We start from the raw sequence: 22615 nt of genomic DNA, 5'->3' as shown, positions 1-22615 counted from the left end.
AGCGAGCCATGCCGATGCGCCTCAACCGCCGCCACCTCTTCGCCGCCGTCGCCGCCGGTGGCGCCGCGCTCGCCACGCGCCCGCTGGTCGCTGGCGAAAGCGGCCATGCGGGGTCAGGGATCACACCCGACGCCGCGCTCGCAACGCTCAAAAAGGGCAACCAGGCCTTCACCATGGGTCGCGCCTTCAACTACGGCCTGAACGACGCGCAGCGCCGCGCCTTTCTTGCCGGGCAGCGTCCCTTCGCGACGATCGTCTGCTGCTCGGACAGCCGCGCCGCGCCCGAACAGATTTTCGAGACCGGGGTTGGCCAGTTGTTCGTGATCCGCAATGCCGGAAGCACGGTCGCCAATCCCCAGGCGATGGGCAGCATCGAATATTCGGTCCTGCACCTCGGCGTGCCGCTGGTCGTGGTGCTCGGCCATTCGGCCTGCGGCGCGGTCAAGGCAGCGATCGAGGTGGTCGAGAAGGATGCCAAGCTCCCCGGTCAGCTGGGCCAGATGGTCGAACCGATCGTCCCGGCCGTCCACACCGCGCACAAGATTCCCGGCGATGTGGTCGAAAACACGGTCCGCGAGAATGTGCATCAGGTGGTGCACGACCTGCGCGCGCCGAGCCAGCGCCTGCTCGCCGCCCCGCGCCGCGCGGGCAAGCTCAAGATCGTCGGGGCGGAATATCATTTCGCATCGGGCATCGTCGAATTTTTCGACGTCGAATAGCCGTCAGAAGCGCGGCGGGGCACCGCCTTCCCGGTAGCGGGCAAGCAGGCTCCCGACCCGCGCGGCGGCCTGCACCTGCCCTGCCGCCCGCAGTGCTGCCTGATGCTCCGCGCCCAGCGCCATAAGCACCGCGTCGCCGCGCCAGGTCTGCACCACCAGCCGCTCGAGCAACGCGCGCTGCATGCCGATACCCTCGTCCAGCTTTGCGCCGCCCTGGGCGCCGAGTGCGCGGGCAAGTCCGCGGATCGCGCGCACCTGCTGTGCCGTGGCGATCAGCGGGGTTCCGGCCCGCGCCAGCAGCGCCCGATAGGCGGTTTCAGCGGTGACCGCATCGCCAGCCGCCAGCGCCGCGTCGGCAGCGCGCCATTCCGGCTCGGACACAAATGGCTCCTGCGCCGCGACAAAGCCTGCCCGAACGAGTGCCAGCGCACGGCGGCGCTGCATTTTGAACCGGGCGATATCTTGCACCTGCACATCGCCCGCGCCGCGCTCGAAGCGAAATGCAGTGGCGGTGCGATAGCTCGCCCGCGCCAGTTCGACCGCCTCGCTCCCCCGCCCAAGCGCAAGCAGCATGTCCGCAGTCTTGTCGAGATAGCTCGCCTCACCGCGCGCGGTCATCATCTCCGCGCCGCCCCCGTCCACGGCCATGGTCCGCCGCTGCCGGTCCACCGCAATCGCCCAGCGCGCACGTACCAGCGCGTCGGTTGGCCCTGACTGGCGCTCGCGGATGGCGGCCATCGCATCGGCGCCAAAGCGCAGCACCCCGCGCGCCTCATTGCCCATCGCGCCCTCGTCCTGCAGCGCGGCCATCGCTTTGGCGATTTCGTCGATCCCCTCGTCTGCCCGTCCCAGTTTCTCCAGCACCTCCGCCAGTTCGACGGCGCAGGCCACGCGATCGAGGCTCATGCATTCGTAATCGGGATTGTCCGCCATCCGCGCGCGGATCGCCCGCTCCTGCACAAGCAGGTCCTCGGACGCCTGCACGGCGGTGAGGGCAAGCAGGATCGACAGGCCTAGTCCCATGCCGCCATCGTCCCCGCCCCCGCCGCGCGGGTCAATGGTCGAAACCGGTCGCCCCGCCGCGCGCGAGCGATTAAGCTGGCCGCGTGACTTGTGACCTGCTCATCATCGGCGGCGGTATCAACGGCTGCGCGATCGCGCGCGAGGCGGCGTTGCTGGGCCTCAGGGTCGTGCTGGTCGAACGCGACAGCCTCGCCGCGCATACCTCCTCGGCGTCGAGCAAGCTGATCCATGGCGGACTGCGCTACCTCGAGACCTACGAGTTCCGACTGGTGCGCGAAGCCTTGGTCGAGCGGGAGCGGATGCTGGCCACCGCGCCGCAATTGATCCGCGCGATGGCGTTCGTGCTGCCGCACGCGCACGCGGTCCGCCCGCGCTGGATGGTGCGGGCTGGGCTGTATCTTTACGATCTGCTCGGCCTCGGATCCTCGCTACCGCGCTCGCATGCGCTGCGCCGCGACGATCCGCGCCTTGCACCGCTGACGGCGGGAAGCAGCGGGTTTATCTATTGGGACGCGCAGGTCGATGACGCGGCGTTGGTCCGCGCCAATGCGCAGGATGCGGCGGCGAACGGGGCGGAGATCTGCACCGGCGTCGCGGTGACGGGCGCGCAGCGCGATGCGGAGCGCTGGACACTCGCCCTGTCCGACGGGCGTCGGGTACAGGCGCGCGCCATCGTCAACGCCGCCGGGCCATGGGTGCGCGCGCTGCTCGACACGCTCGGCGTCGCGACAACCAGCGGCCTGCGGCTGATCAAGGGCAGCCATATCACCGTCCCCGCTTTGTGGCAGGGCGACCACGCCTATATCCTGCAACAGCCCGACCGCCGCGTTGTCTTCGCCGCACCGTGGCGGGGGGAGACGATGATCGGCACCACCGATGTGCCTGTCCAGCACCCCGGCGACGCGGGCATCGACGCCGACGAGATCGCCTATCTCTGCGCCGCCGCGAACCGCTATTTCCGGCAGCAGATCACCCCCGCCGACATGACTGGCGGCTGGTCCGGAATCCGCGCGCTCTACGACAATGGCGCGGACGAGGCGCGGACCGTGACGCGCGACTATCATCTCGATCTCGACACGCGCGCCGCGCCGATCCTGTCGGTATTCGGCGGCAAGATCACCACCGCCCGCGCGCTTGCCGAACATGCGCTGTCCCGACTGGCACCCGAACTCGGCTTCACCGCGCGCCCGGTGACCCGCGACCGTCAACTTCCCTGACCACGGACCTTTTCACGACTTCAAGCGCTTAACCGAGGCAACCTGAACTTAAGGAGGCCAGTATGAGCGTCGAAGGAAAGCTGAAGGAAGCCGCAGGCTTCGTGAACGAAGAGCTGAACGAGCATCGCGACTCGCCCGAGGGCAAGCAGGCCGCGCAGGAAGGGCGCGATCTGCGCAATGAGGGCCGGATCGAAGACGGCAAGATGCCGAAGACGACCGAACCCGGCACCGGCGCCGAATGAGCTTCAACTGCCCCCGCTTCGGCGGGGGCAGTCATATCTGGCTCAGCGTTTTTCAGCTTCGCTGGAGCGGGCCGGTGCCGCCTAGCTGAAAGCGACGTTAGTAGGCCCGCGCGACCACGATGCGCTCGACCGCCGGCTTACCGGTGAAGATGCACGTACCGTCCGCCGGGTCGGCATCGTTCGGGACGTTACGGAAGGTCAGCTTGAGCGCCTTGATCCGCTCGACCACCGCGTCCAGCTCCGCGCCTTCGGGCTTGCTCCACTGCACCTCGACCCAGCCCGGATATTTCCCCGAACCCTCGAAATGTGCCTTGAGCGCGTCGAAGCTGTCGATGTCGCGCCGATAATTCGCGTCAAGCCGGGCCTGCGCGGACTCCCGCATGCCGAACTGGATCCGCTCGAGCAGAAAACCTGCCTCGTCGATGAACGCGTCCTTCGCCTGCACCTCGCTGTTGAGCTTGCCGTCCTCACGATACAGCCGGTCGCGGCGGATCACCGACACGTTGCCGCCCGCCATGTCGCGCCCGCCGACCTCGATGACCACCGGAGCGCCCTTCTTGACCCAGCCCCAGCGCTTGGTCGCGGCCTTCACCGCCTTGAGGTCGAGCAGTGCGCGCACCGGCTCGCCCAGCGCGCTCTGCTTGGCCAGCTCGGCCTGCAGCCCCTTGCAATAATCGATCAGCGCGGCGTCCTCGTCCGTATCACGCAGCATCGGCACGATCACGATCTGCCACGGCGCGATGCGCGGCGGCACGCGCAGGCCGTCATCGTCGCCATGCACCATGATGACGCCGCCGATCATGCGGGTCGACACGCCCCAGCTGGTCGTCTGCGCCAGTTCCTGTTGCCCTTCGGCATTCTGGAACTTGATGCCCTGCGCGCTGGAGAAAGTGGTGCCCAGGAAGTGCGAGGTGCCGGCCTGCAGCGCCTTGCCGTCCTGCATCATCGCCTCGATGCTGTAGGTCGCGACCGCGCCCGGGAAGCGCTCATTCTCCGGCTTCTCGCCCGCGACGACCGGCATCGCCAGACACGTCTCGGCGAACTCGCGATAGACCTCCAGCATCTTCATCGTCTCTTCGCGCGCCTCGTCGACCGTGGCGTGCGCGGTATGCCCCTCCTGCCACAGGAATTCGGCGGTGCGCAGGAACATGCGCGTGCGCATTTCCCAGCGCACGACATTGGCCCATTGATTGATCAGTACCGGCAGGTCGCGCCACGACTGGACCCAGCGCGCCATCGCCGCACCGATCACGGTTTCGGACGTCGGGCGGACGACCAGCGGCTCTTCCAGCTTCGCCTCGGGATCGGGCACCAGCCGCCCATCCTTCTGCACCAGCCGGTGATGCGTGACGACCGCCATTTCCTTGGCAAAGCCGTCGACATGCTCGGCCTCTTTCTCGAAATAGCTCAGCGGGATGAACAGCGGGAAATAGCAATTCTCATGCCCCGTCGCCTTGATGCGATCGTCGAGCAGGCGCTGGATCCGCTCCCAGATGCCATAGCCCCAGGGCCGGATGACCATGCACCCGCGCACGCCGCTCTCCTCGGCCATATCGGCTTCGGTGATGACGGCCTGATACCAGGCGGCGAAATCCGCTTCGCGGGTGACGTTGAGTGCGTGCTTGATCATGGGAAGCGCGATTAGCGCGCGATTTGGGGCGCGTCACGCCCCTTCGCGCCTTGCCGCACCACGGCATCGCCTCTAGGCAAGCCACGTGCATCGTGATCGCGTCCTTACCGGCCTTGGCCTGCGCCTGCTCGCCATCCTGATGCTCTCGACCATGGGCGCGATGATCAAGCTGGCGGAACAGGGCGGCGCGAACCTGGCCGAGATCATGCTGTTTCGCCAGCTGTTCGCGATCCCCTTCATCCTCGCCTGGATCGCGGCCGGCCCGGGCATGCGCTCGCTCCGCACGCGGCGGTTCGGGCTGCATGTGAACCGCACCGTGATCGGGCTGACCGGCATGGTGTTCAATTTCGGCGCGGTGCTGCTGCTCCCGCTCGCCGAAGCGACGACCTTTTCCTTCACCGCGCCGATCTTTGCCACGATCCTGGGCGCATTGGTGTTGCATGAAAAGACTGGCTGGCGGCGCTGGGCGGCGGTGATCGCGGGCTTCGTCGGCGTGGTGCTGGTCGCCCAGCCCGGGGACGGGCATATCCCGCTCGCCGGCGCTCTGGTCGGGCTGACCGCGGCCTTCTTCGTCGCGCTGATCGCGATCCAGCTGCGCCAGATGGCCAAGACCGAACGGCCGGCGACCACTGTCTTCTGGTTCTCGACGCTATCGGTCCCGCCGCTCGCCATCGCCTACCCGTTCTTCGCGCAGATGCACGATTGGCAGACCTTTGCGATCCTGATCGGCATCGGCCTGATCGGCGGCGCGGGCCAGCTCGCGCTCACCGCCGCCCTGCGCTTCGCGCCGGTCTCGGCGGTGGTGCCGATGGACTATTCCAGCCTGATCTGGGCGACGCTCTATGGCTATGTGCTATTCGGCGTGCTGCCCAGCCAATGGACCTGGATCGGCGCCCCGATCATCGTCGCCAGCGGCCTCTACATCGCCTGGCGCGAACAGCGGCTGGGACTGGCGCGGCGCGCGGGACCGGTTGAGGCGGTTGCGGATGTGGGCGACGATTAGGGGCGGTCGTAGGGCGGAGTGTCGCGGCTGCCGTTTTGGGGATTTCGGGGTCTTTTCGGGAATGACCGCAAATGGGTGGGAGGCGGACTGACTGCTTTTGGTGCGAAAAGCGTCAAATCGGCTATCAATCCATCTCGGCAACTCCCTCACGCCGTAGCATGTCAATCACCGCCGCGTCCGCTTCGCGATACTTGCTACTGCTGCGGGGAACGACCACAACTGAGTCGAACAGCGACCCATGCTCGAACCAGCCAATAGCAATGTCGATTGCAGTCCCCCTGTAGTCCAGCGCTTTCCAGTCCATCGTTTTGAGAGCGTCGCGGCGGATAAGCGCCTGCGTCTTTCGGTCGCGAACGATCTTATCGCCGGGGAGCGCTTCGAAGGTCGTCCCATTCGGAAACTTGGCCCGAGATATGTCGAGTGCCCAATCAGCAGAGGAATAAAAGGCTTTCACCTCCGCATCTCTCCACCTGCGGTCTTCCTCCGAAACGAGCGTTGCTAACTCTGATCGGTTGATCTTCAGGCCGCTGATGTTGCCGGCTAGGGTGACGTGTCGGAAGACGCTTGCGTTCAAGAACAGCGGGGCCGACCCGGTCTTTTTGAGGTTCTGCACCGAGATGTCGTCGAAGACGCAGCCCGTCGCTTCGCAGTTCCAATGGCTGACGTTCTCAAGACGAATATCAGAATACACGTTCCAGCCACGTGAAACGCTTCGCACGTTGCATTGATTAAAGCCGCAGTCGCTCGCGCTAACGTGCGATAGGCTGAGCGGATCGCCGCCGTGCCAAAACGTACGCCCCTCAAACCGCTGCATAATCCCCCCCCCTACGCCGCCGACACTTCTAAGCGCAAATGTCCGCTTTCGGGTAGTGGGTAGGGGGCCGCGAAAAATCCCTAACGGGGTCGTTAGCCGAAAGGCAGCTAACGGACCGAACCCACGCTAACCCGCCATTGCGACCCACAACGTCACACTACGCGCCGCCACCGCCGCGATACACTAGCATCAGATTATTCGCCGGCATCACAACCCGCCCGGCGCGCGCGAAACCACAGTCCGCCGCGAGCCGGTCCATATCGGCCACGTCGCGCAGCCCCCAGGCCGGATCACGCGCCTTGAGCGACTCATCGAACGCCAGATTGGACTCCGCCGTCTCCACCCCCGCCTCGCGATAGGGGCCATAGAGGATCAGCGGGCCGCCCGGCGGCAACAGCGCCGCGCACGCACGGAACAGTCCGACCGTCGCCTCCCACGGGCTGATATGCACCATGTTGATGCACAGCACTGCATCGGCGGCGGCGATCGGCCACTCCCCAGCCGCCGCGTCGATCGCCAGCGGCGGTGCGACATTGGCAAGCCCTGCGCACCACGACGCAATCGACGCCCGCGCCGCCGCATCGGGATCGCTGGGAACGAAGGTCAGCGCGGGGAACCGCTCGGCGAAATACGCCGCATGCTCCCCGCTCCCGCTCGCGACCTCCAGCACCGTGCCGCGCTCCGGCAGCAGCGCCGCCAGCTCCGCCGTGATCGCCTCGCGGTTGCGCAGCGTGGCGGGCGCATGCTTGCGCACCGCACCGCGGTCCTCGGCAACGATCCAGGGGGTCGGGTCGCTCATTTGGGCGCGCAGGCCGATCGGTCGCCTGCCTTGCACCGCGCCACCTGCGCCTCCCACTCGGCGCGGGCGCGCGCAGCTTCGGCCTGCTGCCGCGCCACCTCGGCACGCCACGCGGCCATCTTCCGCTCATGCTCGGCCTTCTGCCGCGCAACGTACAGGTCGTAATCGGCCTGACGCCCCAAATTGGTCTTGTCGACCCGCTCCGCCTCGTCCTGATCGCGCTGGCGCTGCGCGTCGTAGAGGCGCTGCGCCTCGATCCGGTCCGCATCCTGTTCGGCCTGCGGAATTCTGGGGTCCTGCCCTGCGGTCGCGGGGACCGCCATCATCAGGGTCGCGATCAAAGCCATTGCGCTGCGCATAGACGCCTCCCGAAAAAACGAAGGGGCGGCGGCACGAAGCCGCCGCCCGCCCGGGAGCCGGATTAGATCGAAATCCAACCCGGAGAAACAGACGAAATGCGTTACTCGGCGGCCTGCGCCTGCGCCGGCTCCTTCCACACCAGCACCGGCTTGCGCGCGGCCAGCGTCTCGTCGAGGCGGCGGCGCGGTGCGAAGTGCGGTGCGGACTTGAGCGCCGCGTCGCCCGCCTTGGCGCGCTGCGCGACCGAACGGAATGCGCCGATGAACTGGTCCAGCGCCGCCTTGCTCTCGGTCTCGGTCGGCTCGACCAGCATCGCGCCATGGACGACCAGCGGGAAGTACACCGTCATCGGGTGGAAGCCCTCGTCGATCAGCCCCTTGGCGATGTCGAGCGTCGAGAAGCCTTCGGCCAGGCCCCGGTCGCTGAAGATCGCTTCATGCATGCATGGTCCGCTGCTGGCGAAGGGCGCATCGAGCACGTCCTCCAGGCTGCGCAGGACGTAGTTGGCGTTGAGGACGCTGTCCTCCGCCACCTGCTTGAGGCCATCCGCGCCGTGCGACAGGATATAGGTCAGCGCGCGGGTGAACATGCCCATCTGGCCGTGGAACGAGACCATGCGGCCGAAGCTGGACCCATGATGCTCGCCCGCGGTTTCCTCTTCGACCAGCACGAAGCGGCCATCCTGCTGCTCGACGAACGGCAGCGGGGCAAACGGCGCCAGCGCTTCGGACAGCACCACCGGCCCCGAACCCGGACCGCCGCCGCCATGCGGGGTGGAAAAGGTCTTGTGCAGGTTGATATGCATTGCATCGACGCCCAGGTCGCCGGGGCGCACCTTGCCGACGATCGCGTTGAAGTTCGCGCCGTCGCAATAGACGTAGCCGCCCGCCGCATGCACCGCGTCGCTGATCGTCTTCAGGTCCCGCTCGAACAGGCCGCAGGTATTGGGGTTGGTGATCATCACCCCCGCCACGTCCGGTCCCAGTCGCGCGGTCAGCGCCGCGACATCGACGCGCCCGTCCGGGGTCGCCGGGATATCCTCGACCGTGAAGCCAGCGAACGCCGCCGTCGCCGGGTTGGTGCCATGCGCGCTTTCGGGGACCAGCACGACGCGGCGGTCCTCGCCGCGCGCTTCCAGCGCCGCCTTGATCGCGAGGATGCCGCACAGCTCGCCATGCGCGCCCGCCTTGGGCGACATCGCGACCGCGCTCATGCCGGTCAGCGTCACCAGCCAGTGCGCCAGCTGATCGATCACCTCCAGCGCGCCCTGCACCGTGTCGATCGGCTGAAGCGGGTGAATGTCGGCAAAGCCGGGAAGCCGCGCCATCCGCTCATTGAGGCGCGGATTATGCTTCATCGTGCAGCTGCCTAGCGGGAAGAAGCCGAGGTCGATGCCGTAATTCTGGCGCGACAGGCGGGTGTAATGGCGCACCGCTTCCGGCTCGCTCAGGCCCGGCAGGCCGATGTCACGATGCCGCTCCAGCCCGCCGAGCCGCGACGCCGCCTTGGGCGCTTCGGCGAAATCGACGCCGGTCGTGTCCAGCGACCCGATCTCGAAGATCAGCGCCTCTTCCAGCATCAGCGCGCGGTTGCCGGTGAAGGTGGCTGCAGCCTCACCCTCGACCGCGTTCATCTGCGGCCGCCAGCCGCTCTGGTTGATCGTGCTCATGCCAGCACCTCCTGGAGCGCGGCGGCAAGGGTTTCGACATCCTCCGCCGTGGTGGTTTCGGTGACCGCGACGACGAGGCCGTTCTCCAACGCCCCCTCGCCCGGATAGAGACGGCCCAGCGACACACCGGCAAGGATGCCCTTGTCGGCGAGTGCGCGCACGACCGGGCGTGCTTCCTTGGGCAGCTTCAGCGTAAACTCGTTGAAGAAGGTCGGCGTCACCAGCTCCACGCCGGGCACCTGCGCCAGCCGGTCCGCCGCCGCGCTTGCGCCGGCATGGTTGAGCGCCGCGAGCTGCCGCAGCCCCTTTTCGCCCAGCAACGTCATGTGCACCGACCAGGCCAGTGCGCACAGCACCGAGCTGGTGCAGATGTTCGACGTCGCCTTTTCGCGCCGGATATGCTGCTCGCGGGTCGACAACGTCAGCACGAAGCCGCGCTTGCCCTCGGCATCCACCGTCTCGCCGGTCAGGCGGCCGGGCATCTGGCGGACATATTTTTCCTTGCAGCCGAACAGGCCGACATAGGGGCCGCCGAACTGCAGCCCGACGCCGATCGACTGGCCCTCGCCAACGACGATGTCCGCGCCCATCTCGCCCGGCGACTTGATCGCCCCCAGCGCCACCGGCTCGGTCACCACCGCGACCAGCAGCGCCTTCTTCGCCTGGCACGCCGCCGCCAGCTCCGACAGGTCGGAAATGCGGCCGAGAATGTCGGGATACTGGACCACGACGCACGAGGTGTCGTCGTCGATCAGGTCGATCAGCGACGCGGTATCCGGCTCGGCGGTCAGTTCGGGCACCGCGGTCACCAGCGTGTCGCCGGTGTACTTGGCCATGGTGTTGGCGACCGACACATAATGCGGGTGCAGCCCGCCCGACAGGATCGCCTTGGCGCGCTTGGTGATGCGCCGCGCCATGCCGATCGCCTCCCAGCACGCGGTCGACCCGTCATACATCGACGCATTGGCGACATCGGTGCCGAGCAGGCGCGCGACCTGCGTCTGGAACTCGAACATCACCTGCAACGTGCCCTGCGCGATTTCGGGCTGGTACGGCGTATAGGCGGTCAGGAACTCGCCGCGCTGGATGATGTGGTCGACGCTGGCCGGCACATGATGCTTGTACGCGCCACAGCCCAAGAAGAAGGGCGCGCTTCCCGCCGACAGGTTTTTCGCCGCCAGTTTCGACATGTGCCGTTCGACCGCCAGCTCGCTGGCATGCATCGGCAGGCCTGGCACCGGGCCGGCCAGCCGCGCGCTTTCGGGGACATCGGCGAACAGATCATCGATCGTTGCGGCATTGACCGCGGCGAGCATCGCCTGCCGGTCGGACTGGGTAAGGGGAAGGTAGCGCATTCTATTCTCCAAAGCCCCTCCCCTTCAGGGGAGGGGTTGGGGTGGGGCCTGTCCTCTTGGCGACCGGTCTCGGTGAGACTTGGACGCCCCACCCCCAACCCCTCCCCTGAAGGGGAGGGGCTAGTAAGGTCACAGCTTGCTCACGAAATCCGCATAGGCGCTCTCGTTCATCAGCCCGTCGAGCTCGCTCGTGTCGCTCAACGTCATCTTGAAGAACCAGCCATCGCCCTCGGGGTCTTCGTTCACCAGCGCGGGGTTTTCCTCCAGCGCCGGGTTCCCCTCGACCACCGTGCCGCTGACCGGGGCATAGACATCGCTCGCCGCCTTGACGCTCTCGACCACCGCCGCGTCATCGCCCTTGCTCACGGCGCGCCCTTCCTCGGGCACCTCGACGAACACGATGTCGCCCAGCTGGCTCTGCGCATATTCGGTGATGCCGACGGTCGCGATCTCGCCGTCCAGTTCGATCCATTCATGATCTTCGGTGAAGTAACGGCTCATTTCATGCCTCCCTGTCGGACATAGCGGTGGGGGACGAAGGGCATCTGCACCACTTCGCCATGATGGATCTTGCCGCGCTGGCTCAGCGTCACGCGCGTGCCGATTGCGGCCATCGCGGTCGGGACATAGGCCATCGCGATCGGCTTCTGCACGGTCGGGGCAAAGCCGCCGCTGGTGACGCGACCGACTTCGTTGCCGGCATCGTCGAGCACCAGCGCGCCTTCGCGCACCGGCTGACGCCCCTCGACGATCAGGCCGACGCGGCGCTGGATCGGGCCATGCTCGCGCTCGTGCAGGATACGCTCGGCGCCGGGGAAGTTCGCTTCCTCACGCCGACGTTTGCTCGCGACCGCGAAGTTCAGCGCCGCCATGATCGGCGTCGTCTCGGGGTCAAGGTCGTGGCCATAGAGCGGCAGGTCCGCCTCGAGCCGCAGCGAATCGCGCGCGCCCAGGCCGATCGGCTTCACCTCGGGCTCGCCGCACAGTAGGTCGGCGACCTTGGCCGCCTGATCCGCCGGAATCGAGATTTCGAACCCGTCCTCGCCGGTATAGCCCGACCGACTGATATAGGCGGGCACCCCGCCGATCTCGAACTTGCCGCCCTTCATGAACACCAGCGCGTCGAGCGGGTATTCGCCCGTCACATGGCGCTTGAGCGCATCGAACGCCTTGGGACCCTGCAGCGCCAGCAGCGCATGCTCGTCCATATGGTTGATCTCGATATCGTCGGGCAGATGCTCGCGCAGATGGGCGATGTCGTCCCATTTGCATGCGCCGTTGACGACCATGTAGATCCCGCCCGGCCAGCGGCTGAACATCAGGTCGTCGAGAATGCCGCCATTCTCGGCCAGCAACAGCGAGTATTTCTGCTGCCCCACCGCGACGCCCGCGACATCGGCGGGGATCAGCTTTTCCAGCTCGGCGTCGAGTCCGTCGCCCGACAGCAGCAGCTGGCCCATGTGCGACACGTCGAACAGCCCGGCCGATTCGCGCACCCACAGATGCTCGGCCATGATGCCCTCATACTGGACCGGCATCTCATAGCCCGCAAACGGCACCATCCGCCCGCCGCGCGCGCGGTGCCACGCATCGAGCGGGAGCAGCATCAGTTCTTCGACGAATTCGGGCTCGCCCGTGGTCGTATCAGGGGTGTCGGTCACGGAACGCGCTCCAGAATTGACGACGGAATGCCGCACAGCGCGGCCATTCATCCGTCGCCCCCTCTGTCACGGGAACCTGAGAGCTTTGATCCCGGCGCGTGTCCGGGACTTACCCCTTCGGTGGCTCACCCCTGACGGGGCAAGCGCTTTCCAGAGTGTCGTGGCCCGCGCGGTCCCTGGTGCCTGAGAGATTCCGGGGCGGTTGCTCCTTCGGCGTTCCGGGTCCGGGGACCCGCAAACTCTCCCGCGCGTGCCTTCACCGGTTGCCCGGTGCCGACGCAGCCGGAATGCTGCGGCGCACCGATTGAGTCAATCGGGAAGTTGGCGTTTGTTGGTTTGCGGCACCGGCCCGCTCCCCCACCCGGCCACCCATTTCAGAATATCCTGCCGATGGGTGGCCGGGTGGGGGAGCGGGCCGGTGCCGCGCGCCGCGCAAGCGGCGCCCGATAACCTAGCGCGTCGCGTTATACTTCAGCTGCGCGTCGGTAAGCTGGAAGCCGACCAGCGCCTCGAACGTCGCGCGCAGCACCGCCTGGCGCACCTCGGGTCGCGCCAGCGGGTCGAGCGCGGCGGTTTCGTCGCCCGCCTTGCGCTTGGCCAGAATCTCGCGGCGAATCTCGTCGGGCAGCGTCGCTGCGGCGCGCGCGACATAGGCGTTGGCCGTGCCGCTCGCCTGCGCCCGCGTCTGCCCCGGTTCGAAGCGCAGCGTCACCTGTGCGATGCGCTTCGACACGACCGCCGTGCCGCCCTGAACCACCGTCACGAAATAGGGCAAGGTCACTTCGCGCGCGCCCTCGGTCGAACGGCGGCTGGCGTGGACCTCGAACGCGATGTCGCTGCGGATCATGTCGCCGCTATCGTCACAGTTGGACGTGACGTTGGTCAGCGTCGCGGTGACGTCGATCGCGCTTGCGGCGGTGCTGTCGGCGGGGTTGAACAGCGTGATGTCGCCGGTCCCGGCGGGCACGCCGACGCGCGGGCAGGCCGAGCGGACCGCCGTGATGCCGCCCTCGGCAATGTCGCCCTCACGGGCGCAGGCGGCGAGCGCCAGCGGAATCGATGCGGCAAGCGCGAGTTTGCGAACGTTCAACTGGGGCACCTTTCCCGAACAAGACATGCCAGCCTCCCCCATTGCTGGCGGACCCGGCCCGGCGGCGCGCACCATAGGCAGCGCTTTGCCTTCCCGCAACGGCCATCCCGCCGCTTTCGCCGCCGCTCAGGATCGCGTAAGGCAGCGGCGATGACCGACACTCAGAAACCCGTTCTCGACCTTCTCATCGCCGCGCCGCGCGGTTTTTGCGCCGGGGTCGACCGCGCCATCCAGATCGTCGAACGCGCGATCGAGCTGCACGGCGCGCCGGTCTATGTCCGGCACGAGATCGTCCACAACAAATATGTGGTCGATACGCTCAAGGCAAAGGGCGCGATCTTCGTCGACGAACTCGATCAGGTGCCGGACGGCGTGCATGTCGTCTTCTCCGCGCATGGCGTCCCCAAATCGGTGCCTGCCGCCGCGCAAAATCGCGGCCTGTCCTATTTCGACGCGACCTGCCCGTTGGTGTCCAAGGTGCATCGTCAGGCCGAACGCCTGGTCGCCGCCGGCCGCCACATCCTGTTCATCGGCCATGAAGGCCATCCCGAGGTGATCGGCACCTTCGGCCAGGTTCCCGACGGCGCGATGACGCTGATCGAGACCGAGGAAGACGCAGAGCAGGTCGCGCCCGCCGAACCGGGCAACCTCGCTTTCCTGACCCAGACCACGCTGTCGGTCGACGATACTGCCGCGATCCTCGCGATCCTGCAGCGGCGCTTCCCCGATATCGTCGCGCCCAAGGCCGACGACATCTGCTACGCCACGTCGAACCGTCAGGCGGCGGTGCGCGCCATCGCCGGATCGTGCGATCTGGTGCTGGTGATCGGCGCGCCCAATTCGTCCAACTCGCTGCGCCTTGCCGAAGTGGCGGAGCGCGAAGGCACGTCCGCGCGCCTGATCCAGCGCGCCGACGACCTCGACTTCGCCTGGCTGGAGGGTCTGGGCACGCTCGGCATCACTGCCGGCGCGTCCGCCCCCGAAGTGCTGGTCCGCGAAGTCATCGACCGCATCGCCACGCGCTACGCCGTGACCGAACGGATCGTTGAGACGGCGCAGGAAACGATCACCTTCAAACTGCCCAAGGGGCTCGAGGCGGCGTGACCAAGAGCGTCGGGGCTGTCCGGCACCCCAGCGAAAGCTGGGGTCTCTCGCCGCGGTCCGCGCGCGTGTCGCAGGAGATCCCAGCTTTCGCCGGGATGACGGTTCTTCGCTGATGGCAGTCTACACACAGGTCCCGGCCGAATCGCTCGCCGCCTTCCTCGCCCGCTATGACGTGGGCGAACTGGTCTCTGCCAAGGGCATCGCCGAGGGGGTGGAGAACAGCAATTATCTGGTCGACACCACCAAGGCCCGCTTCATCCTGACGCTCTACGAAAAACGCGTCGATGCGGGCGACTTGCCCTATTTCATGGACCTGCTCGCGCATCTCGATGCCAAGGGTTTGAAGGTGCCGCCCGCGATTCCCGACCGCGACGGCGTGGCGATCCAGACGCTCGAAGGCCGCCCGGCCTGCCTGATCAAGTTCCTGTCGGGGGTGTCGGTGTCTCACCCGACCCCGGCTCAGGCATATGCGGCTGGCAGCGCGCTCGGACAGATGCACCGCGCAGTGGAGGATTTCCCCTTGAACCGGGTGAATTCGATGGGCGCGCAGACTTGGGCCGCCCTGTTCGAGCGATGCGGACGCGACCTCGACCAGATTGAGCCGGGTCTCTACGACCGCGTAAGCGAGGCACTGGAAAGTGTGCTGTCGCGTTGGCCCGAAAATTTGCCCACAAGCGCCATTCATGCGGATTTATTTCCCGACAATGTGCTGATGCTGGGGGATGAGGTCACGGGTCTGATCGACTTCTATTTCGCGAGCACCGATATTCGCGCCTATGATCTGGCGGTCATGCATGGCGCTTGGGCATTCGACGCATCCGGCATGGAGTTCATGCCAGCAGTCGGCAAGGCGCTTATCGATGGCTATGACCGCACGTTTGGATTGAGCGATGCCGAACGCGCCGCCCTGCCAGTTCTGGCGGAGGGCGCTGCGCTCCGTTTTCTCCTAAGCCGCGCTTGGGACTGGCTGAATACACCCGCAGGGGCGATGGTCACGCGCAAGGACCCGCTCGCCTACCTAAAGCGCTATGACTATTATCGAACCTTTGACCCGGCTGTGACCCTCATCGTCGGCGAACCAAGCGCAGCGGATCCCTTCTCAAAATGACCGAACTCCCCCTCGTCGAAATCGCCACCGATGGCGCGTGCAAGGGCAATCCCGGGCGCGGCGGCTGGGGCGTGCTGCTGCGCGCGGGGACGGTCGAGAAGGAATTGTCGGGCGGGGAGGCGCACACCACCAACAACCGCATGGAGCTGATGGCGGCGATCCAGGGGCTCAAGGCGCTCAACAAGCCGTGCCGCGTCAAACTGTCGACCGACAGCCGCTATGTCATGGACGGCCTGACCAAATGGATCAAAGGGTGGCAGCGCAATGGCTGGAAGACCGCCGACAAAAAGCCGGTCAAGAACAGCGACCTGTGGATCGAACTGCTCGACGCCGCCAAGCCGCACCGCATCGAATGGCAATGGGTCAAGGGCCACGCCGGTCATCCGGACAACGAACGCGCAGATCAGCTGGCGAGTGAGGCGGCGCTGCGGGCGTGAGCCGTCAGTTCCGAACTGCCGCAGTCACTATTCGCGCGGGCTGAACCGTCACCACGCCGCGCACCGCCTTGCCCGCAGGATCGCGCGCAGGCTCCCCGATCTTGCGCCCGGTCAGATAGGTGCAGACGACCTGTTCCATGTTGCTGTCGGGTATGCCGTATGTGGCGGCGCACTTCTCGACAACGCCCTCAGTGGACAAGATCAGATTGTGTTCGGGTTGGATTGAGCGCCCCGAGGTCTTGATCTGACGAAACAGCTCCTGAGGAATGAGGCGATCCCGATCCTTGATGACAGGCGCGGAACCGCCCGGTTCAAACTGCGCCGGATCCGCGCCCCATGCGATCAGTTGATCGGCTTCACATGTACGGAAGGCAGCAAAGGCCTTGGCGCCACCCGCCATGCTGATGGTCGCGACCTTGCCCGAGGACGCCCGCACTTCCAGTGCCTCCCCCGCGGCAACCGCGTCGATCGCTTCCCGAGCGATACCCGACACGTGGTACAGTCGATTGAAACCCGACTCAGACTGGTTGGACTGGCTCCCGAACCGCCTTGCCGCAACCTTTCCATCGACACGCAACTCGACATGCTCCGGCATCATCCCGGAGACGGCACGCACGCCCGTGCCCGCCAGCGCAAGCCAGTAGCGCTCGGTCCCGACCTTAGTCTTCAGCCGCAGCAACGACGGCTCAGACCCGCCCGTCGTGCGTAGCAAGGTACATTCGCCGGGAGCGATCTGGACCGCCCATTTCGGTCGCTGATCGGCGGACGCGCTCGTCTGCGCCATCGCGGACGGCGGCATCAGCAAGACGGCAATGGCGGCGGTGGCACGTGCGCCGAACGCGGATTTCATTCCTCGACCGGTGCCCCCGGTCCGTTCTTCAGGATCGATTCGATCGCATTCTTCGCCGACGCCTTGCTCGAATAGCCCTCGGTCCAGAAGATCACTTCGCTGTTATACTTGAACTTGGCGACATATTCGCCGGCCTTGTTCTGCTCGATCACGAACTTGTGGGCCATGTCCAACTCCATTGTTGCGCGGTCCCAACGATAGCGGATCGGACCCGCCGGTAAAGCGGTTCAGCCACGGAATCGCCGGATCGAGTAACGTTCGGGGTCGAGATGCGCGACCATCGGGTCGGGCGCGCTGCCCAGCAGCATCGCTGCCGCCAGCTTCGCTGCGGCGGGCGCAGTCTGGATGCCGAACCCGCCCTGCCCCGCGCACCAGAACAGCCCCGGCACGGCGGGGTCGAAGCCATAGACCGGCTTGCGGTCGGGCGCGAAGGTGCGCAGCCCCGCCCAGCGCCGCTCCAGCGCCTCGACGCGCCAGTCGACCGCGCTGGCGAGCTTGTCGATCGCGATCGCGACGTCGATCTCCTCCGGCGCGGCGTCGCACGGGTCGGTCGGGATTTCGTCATGCGGCGACAGCCAGATGCGCCCGCCCGATTCCGGCTTGAAGTAAAACCGCTCATGCGCGTCGCGCACCAGCGGCAGGCTCATCGGCGCGGGCGGATCGACGCGCAGCTGCACCATCGTGCGGCGCAGCGGGGCAAGTCCCGTCGGCGGCGCGCCAGCCAGCAGCCCGACCGGCTCGGCCCAGGCCCCGGCGGCGTTCACGATCACATCGGCGGCGAACGCCCCGGCGCGCGTCTCGATCCGCCACTGGCCGTCACGCGACAGTCCGGTGACAGCGGCGTCGCACACCAGCTCAGCCCCGTCGCGCCGCGCCGCCGCCAGATAGGCGCCGTGGAGCGCGGCAACGTCGATGTCGCAACAGCTGACATCGTACAGCGCCTCGGTCCATTCGGGCCGGATGCCCGGGCAGTATTGCGCCGGGTCGACATCGTCGAGCACCACCCCCGCCTCGGCAAAGGCCGCGACAAAACCGTCGAGGACGTGGCGATCCTCCCGCCGCGCGATGAACAGTTCGCCGCGCGGGGACAGGAAGCTCTGCCCGCCCATCCGCTCGGGCGGGTGGTGCAGGAAATCGCCCGATGCCGTCACCAGCGGCTGGATATTCGGACCGCCATAGGTTTCGGACCAGAATGCCGCCGACCGGCCGGTGGCGTGATAACCGGGCTGGCTTTCTCCTTCCAGAATCAGGAGCTTGGCATGCGGCGCCAGCTCCGCCGCCAGGCTTGCCCCGGCAATGCCGGCACCGATGATCGCGATGTCATACCGGGTCATGCGCCGCGCACCCGTGCTTCCAGAAACAGGTCGATCTCGCCGAGCGCACGGTTGCGGACCTTGTCCACCTCGCGCAGGATTTCGTGCGCGCTTTCCTTGCCAAAGCGGACGATCCGCGCGTCGGGCAATTTTGCCAGCAGCGCCAGCGCGGCGCGCGCATCGACCAGCCCGTCATGCTCCGCCACCAGCGCCAGCACGGGCACGTCCATCGTCCGCAGCGCCGAATGCGCGCGCAATTCGCGCGTCGAGCGGAACGCCTCGATCACCCATTTCCAGCTTGGCGGCCCGGTGACATTGCCCGGGTTGGTCTGCTGCCACCATAGTTCGTCCTGATATCGGTCCGGATCATGGGTGAGCAACGATTCGCGCGTGTCGGTCGTGTAGGGCCGCTCATTGGACTTCCATGCCGGTCGCGCGGAATTGCCCACTCCGCCCAGCAGCCGCGCCAGCCTTTCGCCCAGCGCTGCTCCGAACGGGCCCTTCAACCCAAGCATCGGTGCAACCAGAACCGCCGCATCGGGCCGCGCCACCCCCTCGACCAGCCCGCGCAGCACCAGATGCCCGCCCATCGAATGCCCCATGATCACATGCGGGCCGGGCGTGCGCGCCATCCAGTCGCGGGCAAACGCCTCAAAATCTTCGATATACTGGGCAAAATCGGCGATGTGCCCGCAATTGCCCGCATCGGTCAGCCGGCCTGAACCACCCTGCCCGCGCCAGTCGAACGACGTCACCGTCCAGCCCCGGCTGTGCCAATGGGCGAAGGTCTCGAGATATTTCTCGATCACATCGCCACGCCCGCCCTGGAACAGGATCGACCCGCGCGGCGCCCCCGTCACCGGCCACGAAAAGCAGCGCAGCGCCCAGCTGTCGCGTGTGGTCCAGTGGGTGATGCTGGCGCCGGCAGGAATCGCGCGACGATCGAACGGGAAAGAAGCCATGGCCGCTGGTTACGGTTTGGAAAGCCCTCCCGTCTAGGACTTCGGTTGTGATGGGGGAATTTGCGCCTGCTCTGCTGCTGGGCCTGCTGGTCCTGATCCTGGTCTCGGCCGGGATCGAGGATGCGCGCATCCGCGAAATCGCCAACTGGAAAAACGCCGCGATCGCGCTGCTCGCTTTGCCGTGGTGGGTGGCGATGGGGCTGTCGCCGTGGCCGGACATGGCAATTCAGCTCGGAATCGCCGCCATGGTGTTCGTGGCCTTCGCCGCCGCGTTCCACTTCGGGATGATGGGCGGCGGGGACGTGAAGATGATTGCCGCGCTGGCGCTGTGGTTCCCATTTGGCCAGTTCGTCACGCTGCTGATCATCATGTCGCTCGCCGGCGGGGCGATCACGCTGGTGATGCTGGTCGAGAAATGGGTGCGCCGCCGCAGCGAACAGCCTGAAATTCCATATGGGATCGCGATTGCCATCGCGGCCCTGCTCACCATTCGCGAACCGATTCTTAACCCCTTCGCGTGATGCTTAACGCCGGTTCAACCCGGTCCGACAAGGAAAAGGCCTGAGACGTCATGGATGGACGCAAGATCATATTGCTGGTCGGCGCGCTGATCGTCGCCGCGATCACCGCGTTCATGGCGCGCAGCCTGATGACCGGGGCTTCGGCGCCGATCGCCGGCGCGGCGCCGGTCGCCGGACAGCCGGCCCCGATCGACGGGGTCGAAGTTCTCGTCGCGACCAAGGCGCTTCCGGTCGGAACGATCCTTGGCCCCGATTCGATGAAATTTGTCGCCTGGCCCAAGGATCTGGTCGAGGGCGCTTACTTCAAGAAGGACGCTACCGACCTTGGCAAGCTGCAGGGCACCGTCGTCCGCTTTGCCATCCCCGCTGGCCAGCCCCTGACTCAGGGCGCGCTGGTCAAGCCCGGCGACCGTGGCTTCCTGGCTGCGGCGCTTGCGCCCGGCATGCGCGCCGTGACCGTACCGGTATCGGCGCAGGCGGCGGTTGCGGGCTTCATCTTCCCGGGCGACCGGGTCGACCTCATTCTCACCCAGACGGTCGCCGGCGGCGGCGACGGTCCGCCGCTCAAGGCGTCGGAAACGGTGCTGCGGAACCTGCGCGTGCTCGCCACCGACCAGCGGACCGACAAGCAGCAGGACGAAGAGGGCAAGACGGTCGTCGCCGCCTATTCGACCGTGACGGTCGAAGCGACGCCGCGCATCGCGGAAAAGATCGCCGTTGCGCAAACGCTCGGCACGCTGTCGCTGTCGCTGCGCTCGATCGCCGACAACGCCAGCGAACTGGAAGAGGCGATCGCCGCCGGCACGGTGTCGGTACCTGAGGGTAATGATCCCAAGGCCGAAAAGGCGATGATGGCGCGCGTCGAGTCACGCCCGGCCGAGGGTGGATCGACCTTCTCGACCGGCGCGGATGTGTCGCGGTTCCAGCGCAGCACCGTGCCGGGCAAGGCGCGCGATCAGGCAGCGATGCCGGGGATGCCGGCGGCACCGGCCGGGGCCGGCGCCTATCCCGGCGCCGCCGGCGCGACGGACGGGCCGGTCGTCAAGATTTCACGGGGCAATTCGGTGACGGTTGTTCCGGTCGGAGGGAAGAATTGAAATGGGTGTGAGGGGGAACAAGCTGGGCGCATCGCTCGCGGCACTATCCGTGCTCGCGATGCCTGGCGCGACACTGCCCGCGACGGCGCTGGCGCAGACGGTGCACGCCGCCCCGCGCGACATGGTGCAGATCGCCACCGGTCGCGGACGGCTCATCACGCTCAACGCGCCGATGTCCGACATCTTCGTCGCCGACCCCAATGTCGCCGACGTCCAGGTCCGCTCGCCCACCCAGCTCTGGGTGTTCGGCAAGAAGGCCGGCGAAACGACGGTCTATGCAACGACCAAGGCGGGCAAGGTCATTTATTCGACCACCGTTCGCGTCGGGAACAATTTCGACAGTCTGCAGGGCATGCTCGACACGGCGATGCCCGAATCCGACATCACCGCGACGATGATGAACGGCTTCGTGCTGCTCACCGGAACGGTCGCCGCACCGCAGGACACGGCTGAAGCCGCCGAACTGGTCCAGGCCTTTGTCGGCGAGGAAACCAAGGTGCTCTCGCGCCTCAAGACCGCGACGCCGCTGCAGGTCAATCTTCAGGTCCGCATCGCCGAGGTCAGCCGCAGCTTCGCCAAGAACATCGGCAGCAACTTCACCACGCTCGACGGGTCTGGCGGGTTCAAGTTCGGCATCGGCAGCGGCCGGCAGCCGGCGACCAGCTTCACCAACGATCCCAACCTTCCGCTCGGCGTCGGCGGGACCGTCACCGGCTACACGGTCGATCCGATCACGGGCGCCATCGTCCAGCAACCCGGCACCGCGATCACCCCGGGTAGCCAGCGCACGACGATCGGCATGCTTGGCAAGGTGTTCGGCCTCGACGTGCTCGGCGCGCTCGATCTCGGCGAAACCAATGGACAGGTCTCGACCCTCGCCAATCCGAACCTGACCGCGCTGTCGGGCGAAACCGGATCCTTCCTCGCCGGCGGCGAAATTCCGATCCCGGTCAGCCAGGGGCTGGGTGCCGTGTCGGTCGAATACAAGCAATATGGCGTCAGCCTCGCTTACACCCCGACGGTGCTGGCCGATGGCCGCATCTCGCTGCGCGTCCGTCCGGAAGTGTCGCAGCTGTCGGCTGCCGGCTCGGTGACCATCGGCGGGGTCCAGATCCCGGCGCTCACCACCCGCCGCGCGGAAACGACGGTCGAGCTGGGGTCGGGCCAGAGCCTGATGATCGCCGGTTTGTTGCAGAATTCGCACGACAATTCGATCGATCAGACCCCGGGGCTGGGCAACATGCCGATCCTGGGCGCGCTGTTCCGGTCGAACGGGTTCAAGCGCAGCGAGACCGAATTGGTGATCGTGATCACCCCCTATCTGGTCAAGCCGGTCGACGGCAACCAGATCGCGCTGCCGACCGATGGCTATCAGGCGCCGAACGACGCCGAACGCATCCTGCTCGGACGTCTGGGCGGCTCGAATCCGGATGGCAAGCGGCCAACCCCGCGCATGGCGCCGCCGGTCGGCGCGGTTCCCGCGCTCGGTGCGGCAACGCCCGCCCAGCCGGACCCGCAGCCCCAGCCGGTCGAACCGGTCGCAACCCCGGCGCAGCCTGCCGCGACGGGCGGCAAACCCGAAAAAGGCAAGCGCAAGCGCGATGCGGCCCCCGCACCGGGCTTCGGTTTCAACTGATCGCG

Annotated in this window: 24 protein-coding genes and 1 riboswitch; of the genes, 10 read left to right on the top strand and 14 right to left on the bottom strand. The window is 66.8% G+C overall.

What is annotated here, in order from left to right:
• Positions 1-14 precede the first annotated feature (14 nt).
• Entirely contained in the window at positions 15-719 is a 705-nt protein-coding gene (locus J2Y54_RS13800; protein WP_310040542.1) for a carbonic anhydrase, read from the top strand.
• A gap of 3 nt (positions 720-722) precedes the next feature.
• Here J2Y54_RS13800 and J2Y54_RS13795 read toward each other — a convergent pair whose 3' ends face one another.
• Positions 723-1742: a hypothetical protein gene (locus J2Y54_RS13795; protein ID WP_310040541.1), complete on the bottom strand. Its 1020-nt coding sequence runs from the start codon at positions 1740-1742 to the stop codon at positions 723-725.
• A gap of 83 nt (positions 1743-1825) precedes the next feature.
• Between J2Y54_RS13795 and glpD the strand changes: the two genes are divergently transcribed.
• Positions 1826-2959, top strand: coding sequence for a glycerol-3-phosphate dehydrogenase (gene glpD, locus J2Y54_RS13790; protein WP_310040540.1), 1134 nt, complete (start codon positions 1826-1828; stop codon positions 2957-2959).
• 62 nt (positions 2960-3021) lie between these two features.
• On the top strand, positions 3022-3201 hold the full coding sequence (locus J2Y54_RS13785; RefSeq protein ID WP_310040537.1) for a hypothetical protein: 180 nt from the start codon (positions 3022-3024) through the stop codon (positions 3199-3201).
• Between the two features lie 97 nt (positions 3202-3298).
• Here J2Y54_RS13785 and J2Y54_RS13780 read toward each other — a convergent pair whose 3' ends face one another.
• The gene (locus tag J2Y54_RS13780) at positions 3299-4831 is read right to left on the bottom strand and encodes an aminoacyl--tRNA ligase-related protein (protein WP_310040535.1); all 1533 of its coding nucleotides are present in this window, start codon (positions 4829-4831) and stop codon (positions 3299-3301) included.
• 85 nt (positions 4832-4916) lie between these two features.
• Here J2Y54_RS13780 and J2Y54_RS13775 point away from each other — a divergent pair, with 85 nt between their 5' ends.
• Positions 4917-5834 carry a DMT family transporter gene (locus J2Y54_RS13775; protein ID WP_310040531.1) on the top strand — a complete coding sequence of 306 codons (918 nt, stop codon included), beginning with the start codon at positions 4917-4919 and terminating at the stop codon, positions 5832-5834.
• A gap of 124 nt (positions 5835-5958) precedes the next feature.
• Here the strand turns inward: J2Y54_RS13775 and J2Y54_RS13770 are convergent, their stop codons facing one another.
• The 8 genes from J2Y54_RS13770 to J2Y54_RS13735 form a co-directional block, all read right to left on the bottom strand.
• Positions 5959-6648 carry a hypothetical protein gene (locus J2Y54_RS13770; protein ID WP_310040530.1) on the bottom strand — a complete coding sequence of 230 codons (690 nt, stop codon included), beginning with the start codon at positions 6646-6648 and terminating at the stop codon, positions 5959-5961.
• Positions 6649-6805: 157 nt separating this feature from the next.
• Entirely contained in the window at positions 6806-7447 is a 642-nt protein-coding gene (locus J2Y54_RS13765; protein ID WP_310040527.1) for a DUF938 domain-containing protein, read from the bottom strand.
• Positions 7444-7794 (bottom strand): hypothetical protein, encoded by a 351-nt coding sequence (locus J2Y54_RS13760; protein ID WP_310040524.1) that lies wholly within the window; start codon positions 7792-7794, stop codon positions 7444-7446. Before J2Y54_RS13760 ends, J2Y54_RS13765 begins: the two co-directional genes overlap by 4 nt.
• 113 nt (positions 7795-7907) lie before the next feature.
• Positions 7908-9476, bottom strand: coding sequence for an aminomethyl-transferring glycine dehydrogenase subunit GcvPB (gene gcvPB / locus J2Y54_RS13755; RefSeq protein WP_310040520.1), 1569 nt, complete (start codon positions 9474-9476; stop codon positions 7908-7910).
• Entirely contained in the window at positions 9473-10831 is a 1359-nt protein-coding gene (gene gcvPA / locus J2Y54_RS13750; RefSeq protein ID WP_310040518.1) for an aminomethyl-transferring glycine dehydrogenase subunit GcvPA, read from the bottom strand. The genes gcvPB and gcvPA overlap by 4 nt, the downstream gene beginning before the upstream one ends.
• Before the next feature lie 129 nt (positions 10832-10960).
• The gene (gcvH, locus tag J2Y54_RS13745) at positions 10961-11332 is read right to left on the bottom strand and encodes a glycine cleavage system protein GcvH (protein ID WP_310040517.1); all 372 of its coding nucleotides are present in this window, start codon (positions 11330-11332) and stop codon (positions 10961-10963) included.
• Complete coding sequence (gene gcvT / locus J2Y54_RS13740) at positions 11329-12438, bottom strand: glycine cleavage system aminomethyltransferase GcvT (protein WP_310041318.1); 1110 nt, start codon at positions 12436-12438, stop codon at positions 11329-11331. Before gcvT ends, gcvH begins: the two co-directional genes overlap by 4 nt.
• A gap of 214 nt (positions 12439-12652) precedes the next feature.
• Positions 12653-12749: riboswitch (glycine riboswitch) on the bottom strand.
• 194 nt (positions 12750-12943) lie between these two features.
• The gene (locus tag J2Y54_RS13735; protein ID WP_405052933.1) at positions 12944-13624 is read right to left on the bottom strand and encodes a hypothetical protein; all 681 of its coding nucleotides are present in this window, start codon (positions 13622-13624) and stop codon (positions 12944-12946) included.
• Between the two features lie 108 nt (positions 13625-13732).
• Between J2Y54_RS13735 and ispH the strand changes: the two genes are divergently transcribed.
• The 3 genes from ispH (at position 13733) to rnhA (ending at position 16231) form a co-directional block, all read left to right on the top strand.
• Positions 13733-14686, top strand: coding sequence for a 4-hydroxy-3-methylbut-2-enyl diphosphate reductase (ispH, locus tag J2Y54_RS13730; protein ID WP_310040513.1), 954 nt, complete (start codon positions 13733-13735; stop codon positions 14684-14686).
• Positions 14687-14798: 112 nt separating this feature from the next.
• Entirely contained in the window at positions 14799-15794 is a 996-nt protein-coding gene (gene thrB, locus J2Y54_RS13725; RefSeq protein ID WP_310040511.1) for a homoserine kinase, read from the top strand.
• Positions 15791-16231 carry a ribonuclease HI gene (rnhA, locus tag J2Y54_RS13720; protein WP_310040510.1) on the top strand — a complete coding sequence of 147 codons (441 nt, stop codon included), beginning with the start codon at positions 15791-15793 and terminating at the stop codon, positions 16229-16231. Before thrB ends, rnhA begins: the two co-directional genes overlap by 4 nt.
• Before the next feature lie 4 nt (positions 16232-16235).
• Here the strand turns inward: rnhA and J2Y54_RS13715 are convergent, their stop codons facing one another.
• From J2Y54_RS13715 to J2Y54_RS13700, 4 genes are read right to left on the bottom strand one after another with little or no spacing between them, the layout of a single operon-like run.
• A complete protein-coding gene (locus J2Y54_RS13715; protein ID WP_310040506.1) occupies positions 16236-17081 on the bottom strand; it encodes a hypothetical protein in 846 nt (281 codons plus the stop codon).
• Positions 17078-17248 carry a DUF1508 domain-containing protein gene (locus J2Y54_RS13710; RefSeq protein WP_310040504.1) on the bottom strand — a complete coding sequence of 57 codons (171 nt, stop codon included), beginning with the start codon at positions 17246-17248 and terminating at the stop codon, positions 17078-17080. Before J2Y54_RS13710 ends, J2Y54_RS13715 begins: the two co-directional genes overlap by 4 nt.
• Positions 17249-17308: 60 nt before the next feature.
• Complete coding sequence (locus J2Y54_RS13705) at positions 17309-18415, bottom strand: FAD-binding oxidoreductase (protein WP_310040502.1); 1107 nt, start codon at positions 18413-18415, stop codon at positions 17309-17311.
• Positions 18412-19356 carry an alpha/beta hydrolase gene (locus tag J2Y54_RS13700; protein WP_310040501.1) on the bottom strand — a complete coding sequence of 315 codons (945 nt, stop codon included), beginning with the start codon at positions 19354-19356 and terminating at the stop codon, positions 18412-18414. The genes J2Y54_RS13705 and J2Y54_RS13700 overlap by 4 nt, the downstream gene beginning before the upstream one ends.
• A gap of 50 nt (positions 19357-19406) precedes the next feature.
• Here J2Y54_RS13700 and J2Y54_RS13695 point away from each other — a divergent pair, with 50 nt between their 5' ends.
• Genes J2Y54_RS13695 through J2Y54_RS13685 form a run of 3 tightly spaced genes read left to right on the top strand, consistent with a single transcriptional unit; the run spans position 19407 to position 22610 of the window.
• Complete coding sequence (locus J2Y54_RS13695) at positions 19407-19877, top strand: prepilin peptidase (protein WP_310040499.1); 471 nt, start codon at positions 19407-19409, stop codon at positions 19875-19877.
• Positions 19878-19927: 50 nt separating this feature from the next.
• Positions 19928-20974, top strand: coding sequence for a Flp pilus assembly protein CpaB (gene cpaB / locus J2Y54_RS13690; RefSeq protein ID WP_310040496.1), 1047 nt, complete (start codon positions 19928-19930; stop codon positions 20972-20974).
• A 1-nt stretch (position 20975) separates the two neighbouring features.
• Positions 20976-22610 (top strand): type II and III secretion system protein family protein, encoded by a 1635-nt coding sequence (locus tag J2Y54_RS13685; RefSeq protein WP_310040495.1) that lies wholly within the window; start codon positions 20976-20978, stop codon positions 22608-22610.
• Positions 22611-22615 lie beyond the last annotated feature (5 nt).

Source organism: Sphingomonas sp. BE123 (genome assembly GCF_031456015.1).
In the GTDB taxonomy this organism is placed as follows: Bacteria; Pseudomonadota; Alphaproteobacteria; order Sphingomonadales; family Sphingomonadaceae; genus Sphingomonas.
Note: the sequence above shows the minus strand (reverse complement) of the source record. Positions and strands in the feature narration are given on the sequence as shown.

Coding starts and splice junctions, on each gene's coding strand:
- J2Y54_RS13800 (WP_310040542.1), top strand. CDS start 15: ATGCGCCTCAACCGCCGCCACCTCTTCGCCGCCGTCGCCGCCGGTGGC.
- J2Y54_RS13795 (WP_310040541.1), bottom strand. CDS start 1,742: ATGGGACTAGGCCTGTCGATCCTGCTTGCCCTCACCGCCGTGCAGGCG.
- J2Y54_RS13785 (WP_310040537.1), top strand. CDS start 3,022: ATGAGCGTCGAAGGAAAGCTGAAGGAAGCCGCAGGCTTCGTGAACGAA.
- J2Y54_RS13780 (WP_310040535.1), bottom strand. CDS start 4,831: ATGATCAAGCACGCACTCAACGTCACCCGCGAAGCGGATTTCGCCGCC.
- J2Y54_RS13770 (WP_310040530.1), bottom strand. CDS start 6,648: ATGCAGCGGTTTGAGGGGCGTACGTTTTGGCACGGCGGCGATCCGCTC.
- J2Y54_RS13765 (WP_310040527.1), bottom strand. CDS start 7,447: ATGAGCGACCCGACCCCCTGGATCGTTGCCGAGGACCGCGGTGCGGTG.
- J2Y54_RS13760 (WP_310040524.1), bottom strand. CDS start 7,794: ATGGCTTTGATCGCGACCCTGATGATGGCGGTCCCCGCGACCGCAGGG.
- gcvPB (WP_310040520.1), bottom strand. CDS start 9,476: ATGAGCACGATCAACCAGAGCGGCTGGCGGCCGCAGATGAACGCGGTC.
- gcvPA (WP_310040518.1), bottom strand. CDS start 10,831: ATGCGCTACCTTCCCCTTACCCAGTCCGACCGGCAGGCGATGCTCGCC.
- gcvH (WP_310040517.1), bottom strand. CDS start 11,332: ATGAGCCGTTACTTCACCGAAGATCATGAATGGATCGAACTGGACGGC.
- gcvT (WP_310041318.1), bottom strand. CDS start 12,438: ATGCTGCTCCCGCTCGATGCGTGGCACCGCGCGCGCGGCGGGCGGATG.
- J2Y54_RS13735 (WP_405052933.1), bottom strand. CDS start 13,624: ATGGGGGAGGCTGGCATGTCTTGTTCGGGAAAGGTGCCCCAGTTGAAC.
- ispH (WP_310040513.1), top strand. CDS start 13,733: ATGACCGACACTCAGAAACCCGTTCTCGACCTTCTCATCGCCGCGCCG.
- thrB (WP_310040511.1), top strand. CDS start 14,799: ATGGCAGTCTACACACAGGTCCCGGCCGAATCGCTCGCCGCCTTCCTC.
- rnhA (WP_310040510.1), top strand. CDS start 15,791: ATGACCGAACTCCCCCTCGTCGAAATCGCCACCGATGGCGCGTGCAAG.
- J2Y54_RS13715 (WP_310040506.1), bottom strand. CDS start 17,081: ATGAAATCCGCGTTCGGCGCACGTGCCACCGCCGCCATTGCCGTCTTG.
- J2Y54_RS13710 (WP_310040504.1), bottom strand. CDS start 17,248: ATGGCCCACAAGTTCGTGATCGAGCAGAACAAGGCCGGCGAATATGTC.
- J2Y54_RS13705 (WP_310040502.1), bottom strand. CDS start 18,415: ATGACCCGGTATGACATCGCGATCATCGGTGCCGGCATTGCCGGGGCA.
- J2Y54_RS13700 (WP_310040501.1), bottom strand. CDS start 19,356: ATGGCTTCTTTCCCGTTCGATCGTCGCGCGATTCCTGCCGGCGCCAGC.
- J2Y54_RS13695 (WP_310040499.1), top strand. CDS start 19,407: ATGGGGGAATTTGCGCCTGCTCTGCTGCTGGGCCTGCTGGTCCTGATC.
- cpaB (WP_310040496.1), top strand. CDS start 19,928: ATGGATGGACGCAAGATCATATTGCTGGTCGGCGCGCTGATCGTCGCC.
- J2Y54_RS13685 (WP_310040495.1), top strand. CDS start 20,976: ATGGGTGTGAGGGGGAACAAGCTGGGCGCATCGCTCGCGGCACTATCC.